The 13,396-nt window shown below is 37.6% G+C and carries 14 protein-coding genes and 1 other annotated feature; of the genes, 12 read left to right on the forward strand and 2 right to left on the reverse strand.

Features of this window, described 5'->3' with window-relative positions; all coding sequences use genetic code 11:
• Nucleotides 1-137 precede the first annotated feature (137 nt).
• Together ytfJ and ACUL40_RS27060 are read left to right on the forward strand one after the other, a co-directional pair.
• Entirely contained in the window at nt 138-605 is a 468-nt protein-coding gene (ytfJ, locus tag ACUL40_RS27055) for a GerW family sporulation protein (RefSeq protein ID WP_000204234.1), read from the forward strand.
• A gap of 108 nt (nt 606-713) precedes the next feature.
• Nucleotides 714-803: a hypothetical protein gene (locus ACUL40_RS27060; protein WP_000608227.1), complete on the forward strand. Its 90-nt coding sequence runs from the start codon at nt 714-716 to the stop codon at nt 801-803.
• Between the two features lie 352 nt (nt 804-1,155).
• Here ACUL40_RS27060 and ACUL40_RS27065 read toward each other — a convergent pair whose 3' ends face one another.
• Nucleotides 1,156-1,395, reverse strand: coding sequence for a YkuS family protein (locus tag ACUL40_RS27065; RefSeq protein ID WP_000101022.1), 240 nt, complete (start codon nt 1,393-1,395; stop codon nt 1,156-1,158).
• An 82-nt stretch (nt 1,396-1,477) separates the two neighbouring features.
• Complete coding sequence (locus ACUL40_RS27070) at nt 1,478-1,717, reverse strand: DUF3911 family protein (protein WP_000752514.1); 240 nt, start codon at nt 1,715-1,717, stop codon at nt 1,478-1,480.
• Between the two features lie 414 nt (nt 1,718-2,131).
• On the opposite strand from ACUL40_RS27070, the gene ilvE reads away from it, so the two are divergent.
• From ilvE to hisG, 10 genes are all read left to right on the forward strand, one after another.
• Complete coding sequence (ilvE, locus tag ACUL40_RS27075; protein WP_001005486.1) at nt 2,132-3,028, forward strand: branched-chain-amino-acid transaminase; 897 nt, start codon at nt 2,132-2,134, stop codon at nt 3,026-3,028.
• 15 nt (nt 3,029-3,043) lie between these two features.
• Nucleotides 3,044-3,271: a binding site (T-box leader), on the forward strand.
• 72 nt (nt 3,272-3,343) lie between these two features.
• Complete coding sequence (ilvB, locus tag ACUL40_RS27080) at nt 3,344-5,044, forward strand: acetolactate synthase large subunit (protein WP_000095868.1); 1,701 nt, start codon at nt 3,344-3,346, stop codon at nt 5,042-5,044.
• The gene (gene ilvN / locus ACUL40_RS27085; protein WP_445423111.1) at nt 5,041-5,550 is read left to right on the forward strand and encodes an acetolactate synthase small subunit; all 510 of its coding nucleotides are present in this window, start codon (nt 5,041-5,043) and stop codon (nt 5,548-5,550) included. Before ilvB ends, ilvN begins: the two co-directional genes overlap by 4 nt.
• 26 nt (nt 5,551-5,576) lie before the next feature.
• Complete coding sequence (ilvC, locus tag ACUL40_RS27090) at nt 5,577-6,587, forward strand: ketol-acid reductoisomerase (RefSeq protein WP_001151740.1); 1,011 nt, start codon at nt 5,577-5,579, stop codon at nt 6,585-6,587.
• 1 nt (nt 6,588) lies between these two features.
• Nucleotides 6,589-8,109 (forward strand): 2-isopropylmalate synthase, encoded by a 1,521-nt coding sequence (leuA, locus tag ACUL40_RS27095; protein ID WP_000809600.1) that lies wholly within the window; start codon nt 6,589-6,591, stop codon nt 8,107-8,109.
• Between the two features lie 77 nt (nt 8,110-8,186).
• Nucleotides 8,187-9,251, forward strand: a complete 1,065-nt coding sequence (gene leuB, locus ACUL40_RS27100; protein ID WP_000415363.1) for a 3-isopropylmalate dehydrogenase — start codon at nt 8,187-8,189, stop codon at nt 9,249-9,251.
• Nucleotides 9,251-10,645 carry a 3-isopropylmalate dehydratase large subunit gene (gene leuC, locus ACUL40_RS27105; RefSeq protein ID WP_000518109.1) on the forward strand — a complete coding sequence of 465 codons (1,395 nt, stop codon included), beginning with the start codon at nt 9,251-9,253 and terminating at the stop codon, nt 10,643-10,645. Before leuB ends, leuC begins: the two co-directional genes overlap by 1 nt.
• Nucleotides 10,623-11,204: a 3-isopropylmalate dehydratase small subunit gene (gene leuD, locus ACUL40_RS27110; protein ID WP_000433187.1), complete on the forward strand. Its 582-nt coding sequence runs from the start codon at nt 10,623-10,625 to the stop codon at nt 11,202-11,204. Before leuC ends, leuD begins: the two co-directional genes overlap by 23 nt.
• A gap of 310 nt (nt 11,205-11,514) precedes the next feature.
• Entirely contained in the window at nt 11,515-12,777 is a 1,263-nt protein-coding gene (locus ACUL40_RS27115) for an ATP phosphoribosyltransferase regulatory subunit (protein WP_000170300.1), read from the forward strand.
• The gene (hisG, locus tag ACUL40_RS27120) at nt 12,753-13,388 is read left to right on the forward strand and encodes an ATP phosphoribosyltransferase (protein WP_001244493.1); all 636 of its coding nucleotides are present in this window, start codon (nt 12,753-12,755) and stop codon (nt 13,386-13,388) included. Before ACUL40_RS27115 ends, hisG begins: the two co-directional genes overlap by 25 nt.
• Nucleotides 13,389-13,396: the final 8 nt, after the last annotated feature.

A 13,396-nucleotide genomic window follows, 5' to 3' on the forward strand; every position in this document is an offset into this window, starting at 1 on the left:
CTTTTTTATCCCGCTATTTGTGAGAGTCGAGCTACGTACACATCCCACTGATTAAAGTTTCACTATACCGGAGCATGTACAGGGAGTAGTATCTTTTAAAAGGAGGAAAATGTTTTCTTGAAATAGGAAAAGTTAGTATGACTTCCTCTATTTTGGAAAATATAAAAAGGAATAATGAGGAAAGGGTGCAATACATAATGGAACATCCAATTGAAAATTTAATGAAAACGGCAATGACAAATTTAAAAGAAATGGTAGATGTAAATACAATTGTTGGGAGCCCGGTTTCAACAGCTGACGGAAATGTAGTATTAACAGTATCTCAAGTGGCTTTTGGTTTTGGAGCTGGTGGAAGTGATTTTAAAGGGGATTTCATTACTGAAAAACATAACGGTGGGCAAAATCAGCATAAAGAGAACAAACAAGGGCATCCATTTGGAGGAGGAAGCGGGGCTGGGGTTTCCATTAGTCCAGTAGCTTTTTTAGTAGTTGGTTCTAATGGGGTGCAAGTATTACATCTCAACAGCAGTACACATTTAATTGAAAAGGCTTTAAATACTGTACCAAGCACTGTAGATAAATTTGTGAATGGTCGTCAAAAGTGAACTTGCATTTTTTAGGAATTATGATATATTAGAAAAAGTGCGCTTTAGGATGATCGGAATAATTGAAATGTAAATATATATGATGTGTGGAATAAGGGAGAGGAATTTATGATTAATATCAAAAACTTAGTAGTTGGCTTATTTATGTTAGTAAGCGGCTTTGTTGTATATGTAATAAAAGAAAAAGCTCCATTCTAAAACAGACAAACCGTTAATGTCTGTTTTTAATTTGCGGAAAAATATTGACAAGTTATTGTATTGGTGTTAGAATTTTAATTCGTGTCTCGGTTACAGCTAGTGTAAAGTAAATATCTCTTATGAATGCAATACGAAAAGTTTGCGAAAGATCGGGTAATTTTATCAACAACTTTTGTGAACAAACCCTATAAATTGTATTTGTAAGCTATATATGTATACTAGTGAATCAAGGAGCGGTCAGTGGAACCGTAATGATGAGAGAGAGGTAGGGCTTTCATCCAGTATATGTTACTTTCCCGTTAGGTGAATATAAAAAAGAGGACTCCTTTTAAAAGGAGTCCTCTTTCATTTTTTAAGTGCGACTTTCAACTTGTTGACAAATTTCATCCGTTGTTAAACCGTGAGCTGTAATGACTGATCCTTTAATTGATGTATCTGCAATGCCCATCACATTAGAATCTTGCCCAGTTACAACGCAACAATCACAACCTTGTGCATCCTGTTCTGAGTTAAGTGTAACAACTTCATGACCTTGTTGCTGAAGAGCTTGTTGAACGTCTGTTAATGAGTTTTCAACGCCAATTCTAGCCATAATTCTCACCTCCTACCATCTAATTGCTAGTATGCTCAAGTTCACTGCATTTATGAAAAGACGGTAGGAAGTAAATCTTTGTTTAGTCGTTATATACGCCAGTAAGCATTTGACTAACGAATTGATCGTTTAATGTATCTTGGGCAGAAGAAGTATTTGAATGGATGTCGATTGAAGCAATAAAATGATTATGTTCTTGCGTATTTGGTTCTACCTCTACGTAATTATCGAATTTACAAAAACCTTTCGTATCCATTAGATCAAATAATTGCAGCATTTCTACTACCTCTTGTCTAGTTCCTTTAATTTGTACACACGCCATATTTATTTCCTCCTTCATTTTGACAAATTGTTTTTTAAAAATAGGATTATGATTACGAAATGAAAAATATGAATGTTATTTTTAGACAGCGCTATTTTTGTTATTTTCCCCCTTTTTCAGCAAAAGTCGTTATATATTCCCGGATTTATAAAATCGGACGTCCGTTTATTGAATACAATAGATTCGCATCAATTGATGAAAATCCTTCTTTTAAACAAATATTTTTTTAGTGGAAATTGGCGAAAAAAATTTTTTGACTTTTTGTAAACGTTAACAATGTTGTTAAATCAATATAAGTAAAGAAGTACGTACGATTAAAAATTATAAATTTTCTAAAAATTCACTTGATTTATTTAGAAAGGAGAGTAAACTAGGAAACAATAAAAAATTCATAGAACATAGGAGGCGCTTCTAGTGAATGAGCAATGGATTTTCTTAAATGGAGAATTTGTTCCAAAAGATGAGGCAAAAGTTTCAGTATATGATCATGGCTATTTATATGGCGATGGAGTGTTTGAAGGAATTAGAGTTTATAGCGGTAATGTTTTCCGTTTGAGAGAGCACCTTGTCCGGTTGTATGAATCAGCAAAATCAATCCTTTTAGAAATTCCATATTCATTAGATGAAGTAACAAATATTGTTGTTGAGACGATTCGACAAAATAAATTATCTAATGGATACATTCGCCTTGTTGTATCAAGAGGAGCAGGAAATCTTGGATTGGATCCCGATTCATGTAAGAAGCCGAATGTAGTAGTAATTGCAGAACAATTATCTTTATTCCCACAAGAATATTATGAGAAAGGGATTCCAGTTGTAACAGTTGCAACGCGCCGAAATCGTCCCGATGTTTTATCCCCTCAAGTAAAATCTTTAAATTACTTAAACAATATTTTAGTTCGTATTGAAGCGAAATTAGCTGGAGTACAAGAAGCACTTATGTTAAATGATCAAGGATATGTAGCTGAAGGCTCAGGAGATAACGTGTTTATTGTTAAAGGAAATAAATTAATTACACCACCAAGTTCTGCTGGAGCGTTAGAAGGTATTACACGAAACGCCATTTTAGAAATCGGCGAAAAACTTGGATATGACGTAAGAGAAGAGTTATTTACAAGACATGATGTATATGTAGCTGATGAAGTGTTTTTAACAGGAACAGCTGCTGAAGTTATTGCTGTTACGACAGTAGATGGTAGAACGATTGGCTTAGGGCAAACAGGTCCACATACGAACCGTTTATTAGAAGAGTTTCGTAAGTTAGTTGTAGAAGATGGAGAGAAAATTTACGAAGAAAATAAAGTTGGATAAAAACTTTTTTAACATAAGAAAGCGTTGATAGGGAGGAGTAGTTGATTGTGAAGCCTCACAGAGAGTCGGTGGTTGCTGAAAACCGATGGTTCACGTCGACGAACATCGCCCTTGAGTGCTAAGCTAAAGCATTTGTCTAGGCTTAGACGGTAGCTCCGTTATTAGCTAGATCCATTTATGGATCACTGAGGCAAGAGTATTCTTGCAAAGAAGGGTGGTACCGCGAAATCTTTCGTCCCTTCAGCACATAGCTGGAGTGTGGACGTAGGATTTTTTTATTGTATAAAAGTTTGAAAAAGGGGGCTTATAAGAACAATGTCTTCAAAAACGGAAGAGAAACTGGCAACTGGTGCACAGCTATTGTTAGAAGCGCTAGAAAAGGAAGGCGTAAAAGTGATTTTCGGTTATCCGGGTGGTGCCGTTTTACCTCTCTATGATGCACTGTATGATTGTGAAATTCCGCATATTTTAACAAGGCATGAGCAAGGGGCAATTCACGCTGCTGAAGGGTATGCCAGAATTACAGGGAACCCAGGGGTTGTAATTGCAACGAGTGGACCAGGTGCTACAAATGTAATTACGGGTCTAGCGGATGCGATGATTGATTCATTGCCACTTGTTGTATTTACAGGCCAAGTAGCAACAACGTTAATTGGGAGCGATGCTTTTCAAGAGGCGGATATTATGGGACTTACGATGCCAGTGACAAAACATAACTATCAAGTGCGAAAGGCCTCAGATTTACCTCGAATTATTAAAGAAGCATTTCATATTGCTAAAACAGGAAGACCAGGACCAGTCGTTATTGACCTTCCGAAAGATATGGTAGTCGAGAAAGGTGAGCGATGTAGCAATGTACAAATGGATTTACCAGGATATAACCCTAATTATGAACCGAATCTACTTCAAATAAACAAATTACTACAAGCAATTGAAACCGCAAAAAAACCGTTAATTTTAGCTGGAGCAGGTATACTGCATGCGAAAGCTTCGAAAGAATTGACAAGTTTTGCCCGTAAATATGAAATCCCTGTTGTGCATACGTTACTTGGACTTGGTGGTTTTCCGCCAGATGATGGGCTATTTCTAGGGATGGGGGGAATGCACGGTTCTTACACAGCCAATATGGCGTTATATGAATGCGACTTACTCATTAATATAGGTGCGAGATTTGACGATCGTCTTACTGGGAATTTAGCTTTTTTTGCTAAAGGGGCGACTGTTGCACATATCGATATTGATCCAGCAGAAATTGGGAAAAATGTGCCAACAGAGATTCCTATTGTTGCAAGTGCTAAGCGGGCGTTAGAAGTATTGCTTCAATCAGAAGGAAAGAAAGAAAATCATCATGAATGGCTCTCTTTATTAAAGAGTAGAAAAGAAAAGTATCCATTCTCTTATAAACGAAATTCTGAAAGTATTAAACCTCAATACGCGATTGATATGCTATATGAAATCACGAAAGGGGAAGCGATTGTAACAACAGACGTTGGGCAACATCAAATGTGGGCAGCACAATACTATCCGTTGAAAAATCCAGATAAATGGGTAACTTCTGGCGGATTAGGAACGATGGGGTTCGGATTTCCAGCAGCAATCGGTGCGCAAATTGCAAAGAGAGATGAACTAGTTATTGCAATTGTTGGTGATGCTGGGTTTCAAATGACTCTGCAAGAATTAAGTGTATTAAAAGAACACGCTTTACCCGTTAAAGTATTTATTTTAAATAATGAAGCTTTAGGAATGGTAAGACAATGGCAAGATGAATTTTACAATCAAAGATATTCACATTCTTTATTGCCATGCCAACCAGATTTCGTCGCTCTTGCGAATGCGTATGGTATAAAAGGTGTTCGTATTGACGATCCACTTCTTGCAAAGAAGCAAATCCAGCATGCGATCGAATTACAAGAGCCAGTCGTAATCGATTGTCGTGTACTTCAATCAGAGAAGGTTATGCCGATGGTTGCACCAGGAAAAGGTGTTCACCAAATGGAGGGAGTGGAAAAAGGGTGAAGAGAATTGTTACAGCGACAGTTCGAAATCAAAGTGGTGTGTTAAACCGAATTACAGGGGTTATGACACGAAGACATTTTAATATTGAAAGTATTTCAGTAGGTCATACAGAATCATCAGATATATCGCGAATGACGATTGTTGTACACGTTGAAAGTGAACAGCAAGTTGAGCAGTTAATTAAACAACTTCATAAGCAAATCGATGTTCTGAAAGTATCAGATATTACAGAAGAAGCAATGATTGCTAGAGAGCTTGCTCTTATTAAAGTAGCAACTTCTGTAGCGAGGGCAGAATTATATAGTTTAATTGAACCATTTCGAGCCGCTGTAATAGATGTTGGGAAGGATTCCATAGTTGTGCAAGTAGCAGGTACGCAAGATAAAGTAGAAGCGTTAATTGAATTACTTCGTCCATACGGTTTGAAAGAAATTGCTAGAACAGGTGTAACAGCATTTACACGTAGTATGAAAAAACAAGATAAGCAAGTTATGTTAATTCAATAATCATTTAAATATAGGGGGAAATGAAAATGGCAAAAGTTTATTATGAGAAAGATGTAACAGTAAATGTATTAAAGGAAAAGAAAGTAGCAATCATCGGATATGGCTCGCAAGGTCATGCGCATGCGCAAAATTTACGTGATAACGGATTTGATGTAGTAGTAGGTTTAAGAAAAGGTAAGTCTTGGGATAAAGCGAATGAAGATGGGTTTTCTGTATATACAGTAGCAGAAGCAGCGGAAAAAGCTGATGTAGTAATGATTCTATTACCTGATGAATTACAACCAGAAGTATATGAAGCTGAAATTGCACCAAATTTACAGGCTGGAAACTCTCTCGTGTTCGCACATGGATTTAATGTTCACTTTGATCAAGTAAAACCACCAGCGAATGTAGATGTATTTCTAGTAGCGCCAAAAGGACCGGGGCATCTCGTACGCCGTACGTTCGCCGAGGGAGGGGCTGTTCCTGCATTATTTGCAGTATATCAAGATGCAACAGGAGTTGCGACTGAAAAAGCACTTTCTTATGCTGACGGAATTGGAGCAACGAGAGCTGGTGTATTAGAAACGACGTTTAAAGAAGAAACAGAAACAGATTTATTTGGAGAGCAAGCTGTACTCTGCGGCGGAGTGACTGCACTTGTAAAAGCAGGATTTGAAACGTTAGTTGATGCGGGATACCAGCCTGAACTTGCATATTTTGAATGTTTACATGAACTGAAGCTAATCGTTGACCTTATGTATGAAGGTGGACTTGAAAATATGAGATATTCAGTTTCAGATACAGCGCAGTGGGGAGACTTCGTATCAGGACCACGCGTTGTTACTGAAGATACGAAGAAAGCGATGGGGGCAGTATTAGCAGAAATTCAAGATGGTACATTTGCAAGAGGCTGGATTGCAGAGCATAAAGCAGGAAGACCAAATTTCCACGCGACAAATGAGAAAGAGAATGAACATGAAATCGAAGTAGTAGGACGTAAATTACGTGAAATGATGCCTTTCGTACAGCCGCGAGTAAAGGTAGGGATTAAATAATATGAAGCAGATTTTGTTCATGGATACAACGCTTCGTGATGGCGAACAATCACCAGGAGTAAATTTAAATGAACAAGAGAAGTTACAAATTGCTAGGCAATTAGAGAGGCTTGGTATTCATGTAATGGAAGCTGGATTCGCGGCAGCTTCCGAAGGTGACTTCCAATCGGTAAAACGCATCGCGAATACAATTCAAAACGCTACGGTTATGAGTTTAGCTAGAGCGAAAGAAAGTGACATTCGAAGAGCATATGAAGCTGTGAGAGGCGCTGTATCTCCTCGTCTACACGTATTTCTAGCTACGAGTGATATTCATATGAAATATAAACTTTGTATGTCAAAAGAAGATGTGTTAAATAGTATTCATCGCTCGGTTACGCTCGGAAAATCATTATTTCCGACAGTACAATTTTCTGCAGAAGATGCGACAAGAACATCGAGAGCATTTTTAGCTGAAGCAGTAGAAATTGCGATTCGAGCAGGAGCGAATGTAATTAATATTCCGGATACAGTTGGATATACAAATCCGGAAGAGTATTATTCTCTTTTTAAATACTTACAAGAATCCGTTCCATCATATGAAAAAGCGATTTTTTCTTGTCATTGTCACGATGATCTTGGTATGGCAGTAGCAAATTCGTTAGCTGCGGTTGAAGGGGGAGCAGTGCAAGTAGAAGGAACGATTAATGGCATTGGAGAAAGAGCAGGGAATGCAGCGTTAGAAGAAGTTGCAGTAGCTCTTCATATTAGAAAAGATTTTTATAAAGCAGAACCTTCGATGACTTTAAAAGAAATTAAGGCGACGAGTACATTAGTAAGCAGGTTAACGGGTATGGTTGTACCGAAAAATAAAGCAATCGTTGGAGCGAATGCATTTGCTCATGAATCAGGCATCCACCAAGATGGGGTTTTAAAAGAAGTAACAACTTATGAAATTATCGAACCAGCGCTTATAGGAGAATCTCAAAATCTCTTTGTACTTGGGAAACATTCTGGCCGTCATGCGTTTACGGAAAAAATGAAAGAGCTTGGTTATGAATTTACAAATGAAGAGCGAGATGCGGCATTCGAAGCATTTAAAAAATTGGCGGATCGTAAAAAGGAAATTACTGAGGAAGATTTACGCGCAATTATGCTTGGTGAAGCAGCATTTGCAGCCCAGCAATATAACATTACGCAATTACAAGTGCATTTCGTATCAAATAGTACACAATGCGCAACAGTTGTGCTGAAGGATGAGGAAGGAAATGTATATGAAGATGCAGCCACTGGTTCTGGTAGTATTGAAGCGATATACAATGCGATTCAAAGAATTTTAGGATTAGAATGTGAATTGGCAGATTATCGCATACAATCTATTACACAAGGTCAAGATGCACTTGCTCACGTTCATGTTGAATTAAAAGAAGGTAGTCACCAAATATCAGGTTTCGGAGTTGCGCAAGACGTATTGGAAGCGTCGGCGAGGGCTTATGTCCATGCAGCAGGGAAATTAAAATCTCTTATAGCGCTTGTGAAATAAATAATTGATAGGTGAGAGAAGCTTTCCTCACCTATCAAATTAAAGTTCTGAAAATTCAGTTAAAAGGAGTGTTAAAAATGGAAAAACGTATCGTTTGTTTAGCTGGTGATGGTGTCGGTCCAGAAGTAATGGAGAGTGCGAAGGAAGTATTGCATATGGTAGAAAGGCTATATGGACATCATTTTCATTTGCAAGATGAGTACTTTGGTGGTATTGCTATCGATTTAACTGGGCAACCATTACCACAGCGAACACTTGCCGCCTGTTTAGCGAGTGATGCGGTTTTACTTGGCGCAGTAGGTGGACCAAGGTGGGATAGTGCGAAAGAAAGGCCTGAGAAAGGATTATTAGCATTAAGAAAAGGACTCGGTGTATTTGCGAATGTTCGCCCTGTAACGGTAGAAAGTGCAACTGCACATTTATCACCATTAAAAAACGCTGATGAAATTGATTTCGTTGTCGTTCGTGAATTAACAGGCGGAATTTATTTTTCTTATCCGAAAGAGCGAACGGAAGAAGTGGCGACAGATACACTTACGTATCATCGCCATGAAATTGAACGTATCGTTTCGTATGCTTTTCAATTAGCAAATAAGCGGAAGAAAAAAGTAACATCTATTGATAAAGCGAATGTTTTAGAGTCTAGTAAATTATGGAGAACTGTGACAGAAGAAGTAGCACTTCGCTACCCAAATGTGGAAGTAGAACACATTTTAGTAGATGCAGCAGCTATGGAATTAATTCGGAATCCAGGAAGATTTGACGTTATTGTAACGGAAAATTTATTTGGTGATATTTTAAGTGATGAGGCTTCAGTATTAGCTGGATCATTAGGAATGCTTCCATCAGCAAGTCACGCTGAAAAGGGACCTTCATTATATGAGCCTATTCACGGATCAGCACCGGATATTGCGGGGAAAAATAAGGCGAATCCAATTGCGATGATGCGTTCTGTTGCAATGATGCTTGGGCAATCGTTCGGATTAACGAGAGAAGGAGATGCAATTGAAGAAGCAGTTTCTGCAGTCCTTAAATCAGGGAAATGTACAGCAGATATCGGGGGGACTGAAACGACAACTTCATTTACAAAGGCAGTTATTCAAGAAATGGAAGAGCAAGCGTTAGTAGGGAGAGGAAGATAATGGGAAAAAGGTTACTAGATAAGCTTTGGGAAAGACATGTAGTTGCGACTAATGAAAATGGATTGGATTTATTATATATCGATCTACATCTTGTTCATGAAGTAACGTCACCGCAAGCCTTTGAAGGCTTGCGGCTTACAAATCGAACAGTCCGCAGACCAGATTTAACATTTGCAACGATGGATCATAATATTCCAACGAAAGATGTTTGGAATATTACCGACCGCATTGCGAAGCAGCAACTAGATACACTTCGGCAAAACTGTAAACAATTTCAGGTGCCATTAGCGGATATCGGAGATGAAGAGCAAGGGATCGTTCATGTAATAGGACCAGAACTTGGACTCACACAGCCAGGAAAAACGATTGTTTGTGGTGATAGTCATACAGCAACACACGGTGCTTTTGGCGCACTAGCGTTTGGTATTGGTACGAGTGAAGTGGAACATGTATTGGCAACGCAAACGTTATGGCAACGAAAGCCGAAAGCGATGGGCATTGAGTTAAAAGGAAAGTTACCGCAAGGTGTCTATGCGAAAGATATTATTTTACACCTTCTTTCAAAGTACGGAGTAGCAGTTGGAACAGGTTACGTAATGGAATTTTACGGAGAGGCCATTCATGCTATGGATATGGAAGAGAGGATGACGCTTTGCAATATGGCAATTGAAGGGGGAGCAAAGGCTGGCATTATTGCACCAGATGAAAAAACGTTTGCTTACGTAAAAGGGCGTAAATATGCACCGAAAGACTATGAATCTATTAAGGAAAAATGGTCAGAACTTTATACAGATTTAGATGCAGTTTATGATTTACATATTCTAGTAGATGTTACGGATTTAGCGCCGTACGTTACGTGGGGAACAAATCCTAGTATGGGTGTTCGGATCGATGAGAAATTGCCAGAAAAGCATGATGCAAATGATGAAAGAGCGTTTTCTTATATGGGATTGAGTCCCGGACAAAGTACGTATGACATTCCAGTTCAACATGTTTTCATTGGATCTTGTACAAATTCCAGGCTTTCTGACTTAGAAATTGCTGCATCTGTCGTGAAAGGTAAAAAAGTAAAAGAAGGTGTGCGAGCACTTGTTGTACCTGGATCTCAAAGGGTAAGAGAAGCAGCGATGCATAAAGGATTACATCGCATATTTGAAGAAGCTGGATTTGAATGGAGAGAGCCCGGATGCTCAATGTGTCTAGGTATGAATCCAGATCAAGTGCCTGAAGGAGAACATTGTGCCTCTACGTCCAATCGCAATTTTGAAGGAAGACAAGGAAAGGGAGCACGAACGCATTTAGTTAGCCCGGCAATGGCGGCAGCGGCTGCGTTATATGGTCATTTTGTTGATATTAGAAAGGAGAGTTATGATGGAGCCATTTCGTATTCATAAAGGTACTGCCGCAGTACTGATGAATGATAACATTGATACAGATCAAATTATTCCGAAGCAATATTTAAAGAGAATTGAAAGAACTGGGTTTGGGAAGTTTTTATTTGATGAGTGGCGATATGATAATAATCGCCAAGAAAACCCTAATTTCCCGCTTAATGCACAAGAAAGAAAAGGAGCCAGCATATTAATCACAGGTGATAATTTTGGATGTGGCTCGTCTAGAGAACATGCTCCATGGGCACTTGCTGATTATGGTTTCCGCGTTATTATCGCTGGAGGATTTGCCGATATCTTTTATATGAATTGTATGAAGAATGGCATGTTACCGATTGTAATGGATAAAGATATGCGTGAACAACTTGCAAAAACAGATGCGAGGGAACAAATTACAGTTGATTTAGAAAATGAAATAATTATAACGAATATGCATAGATTCCATTTTACAATCGAGAAAATGTGGAAAGAGAAGTTATTGAATGGTTTAGATGAAATTAGTATTACAATGCAATATGAACAAGAAATAAAAGAGTATGAAAGAAAAGTGGCTTTACATTAAAAAAAGTGACGGAATATTAAAAATGTATTTACATTCAAAATTAACTGTTATATACTATGTGAAAATCAGAGGAGAAAGGGAGTAAGTATTATGAATACAATAAAATCTATTACAATGCTTACACAACTACATCATCATACATGAAACCCTTGAACCTAGCGTGAAAACGTGTAGGTACAAGGGTTATTCCCGTTGTACCTACACTCTACTGAAGAGCCTTGTAGGTATTTTGTCTACAAGGCTCTTTTTATTTTCGGCTTAGGGGAATGAAATAGGCATACATTAGAAGGGGAAAGGTGTGAAAATTTAGATGACAAAATGGAAACGAGCAAACCCGAATGGAACGAGAGATTATTTATTCGAAGAATGTACGTTAATTGAAGAAGTGGAGCAAAAATTAAGGCTTACTTTTTTAGAGAGAGGTTATGAGGAAATAAGAACACCTACAATTGAATTTTATGATGTTTTTGCATTTCAAAATAGACCGATAGATGAAGAGAAGATGTATAAATTTTTTGATGAAAAGGGAAGGATTATCGTTTTACGTCCAGATATGACAATTCCTTTAGCAAGAGTGATTGGAACACAGAGATGGGATACGCCACTTAAAGTGACGTATAGCGGGAATGTATTTCGAGCGAATGAATCCCATTCTGGAAAATATAATGAAATCGTACAAAGTGGTATTGAAGTTATCGGGATTGATAATGTAAGAGCTGAAATTGAATGTGTAATAAGTGTCATTCAAGCACTTCAAAAGTTGAATGTGCAATCTTTTACAATTGAGATTGGGCAAGTACAGTTATATAAATGTATTGTAAAAAAGCTCTCCATCCATGATGAAGAAGAAAGAGTACTTAGAACGTATATAGAAAGTAAAAATTATGCTGCCCTCTCAAATTTTATCGGAGAAAAGAAATTAGATCGATGCGATGAGACAGTAAGATTACTTGAGAAATTACCAAGGCTATTTGGAAATTTAGAAGTTATTGAGGAGGCAGAAAAGCTTGCTTCAAGTAATGAAATGAAAATGGCAATTGCAAGAGTAAAAGAAATGTATGAAACAATTGAAACGTTAGGATATGGTTCTTACATATCAATTGATTTGGGCATGATTCAACACTTAGATTACTATACGGGTGTTATTTTCAAAGGATATATATATGAAATTGGAGAAGAAATCGTTAGTGGCGGAAGATACGATGAGCTAATTGGGAATTTTGGAGAAATGCTGCCAGCTGTTGGACTCGCGGTACAAGTAAATCAAATTGTGAAGGCGCTGCAAGAGCAGCAAGAACCATATGAACGAAATCAAATTGATATTGTGATTCATTATGAGTTAAATAGATTAGCGGAAGCAGAAAGGTTACGAAATTTACTTCGAAAGGATGGGAAAAATGCTTGGTTATCTCTATTCTCTAATTTAAGCGATACCTTTCAATTTGCAAGAAAAAATAAAATAGGAACGGTCGTTGAGGCAAAGAATGAATACTTAGTGGAATATGTATGGAATGAGAAATGGGTAGTCCAGAAAGAAGGAGAGGCTTCATGCGTAACATTCAAATTGCGTTAACGAAAGGAAGATTAGAAAAACATGTCATTCCACTTTTTGAGCAGATTGGAATTGATTGTTCCGAGCTCAAAAATAAAGGTCGGAAGCTTGTATTTCAAAGTAAAAATACAAATGTTTCATTTATTTTAGTAAAAGCGGTTGATGTTGCTACTTATGTAGAACATGGGGTAGCTGATATTGGCATCGTTGGAAAAGATATTTTAATGGAAAACGAGAAAGATATTTATGAAATGCTGGATTTAGGAGTGGGGATTTGTAAGTTTTGTGTTGCTTCTATTCCTACGTATAATCCGAAGAGTTACCGGAAGAAAAGAATCGCTACGAAATACCCCCATATTACTTCTACTTATTTTCATGATAAGGGAGAGGATGTAGAAATTATTAAGATAGAAGGTTCTGTAGAAATCGCTCCTCTTCTTGGATTGGCAGATGCGATTGTAGATATTGTTGAAACAGGAAAAACATTACAAGAGAATGGACTCATTGTATTTGAGGAAATGTACTTTATATCGGCTCGGATGATTGTAAATAAGGCAGCCTTAAAAACTAAAAAAGACGAAATATTCAGCATTATAAATATGATGGAGCAAGAAATCTTATCAGGGAAATAGGAGGATTT

This window comes from Bacillus sp. KNSH39 (genome assembly GCF_052656585.1).

What these genes read in the sequence shown, in the direction of transcription:
- ytfJ (WP_000204234.1), top strand. Translation starts at nt 138, where the DNA reads ATGACTTCCTCTATTTTGGAAAATATAAAAAGGAATAATGAGGAAAGG.
- ACUL40_RS27060 (WP_000608227.1), top strand. Translation starts at nt 714, where the DNA reads ATGATTAATATCAAAAACTTAGTAGTTGGCTTATTTATGTTAGTAAGC.
- ACUL40_RS27065 (WP_000101022.1), bottom strand. Translation starts at nt 1,395, where the DNA reads ATGGCTAGAATTGGCGTTGAAAACTCATTAACAGACGTTCAACAAGCT.
- ACUL40_RS27070 (WP_000752514.1), bottom strand. Translation starts at nt 1,717, where the DNA reads ATGGCGTGTGTACAAATTAAAGGAACTAGACAAGAGGTAGTAGAAATG.
- ilvB (WP_000095868.1), top strand. Translation starts at nt 3,344, where the DNA reads ATGTCTTCAAAAACGGAAGAGAAACTGGCAACTGGTGCACAGCTATTG.
- ilvC (WP_001151740.1), top strand. Translation starts at nt 5,577, where the DNA reads ATGGCAAAAGTTTATTATGAGAAAGATGTAACAGTAAATGTATTAAAG.
- leuA (WP_000809600.1), top strand. Translation starts at nt 6,589, where the DNA reads ATGAAGCAGATTTTGTTCATGGATACAACGCTTCGTGATGGCGAACAA.
- leuB (WP_000415363.1), top strand. Translation starts at nt 8,187, where the DNA reads ATGGAAAAACGTATCGTTTGTTTAGCTGGTGATGGTGTCGGTCCAGAA.
- leuC (WP_000518109.1), top strand. Translation starts at nt 9,251, where the DNA reads ATGGGAAAAAGGTTACTAGATAAGCTTTGGGAAAGACATGTAGTTGCG.
- leuD (WP_000433187.1), top strand. Translation starts at nt 10,623, where the DNA reads ATGGAGCCATTTCGTATTCATAAAGGTACTGCCGCAGTACTGATGAAT.
- ACUL40_RS27115 (WP_000170300.1), top strand. Translation starts at nt 11,515, where the DNA reads ATGACAAAATGGAAACGAGCAAACCCGAATGGAACGAGAGATTATTTA.
- hisG (WP_001244493.1), top strand. Translation starts at nt 12,753, where the DNA reads ATGCGTAACATTCAAATTGCGTTAACGAAAGGAAGATTAGAAAAACAT.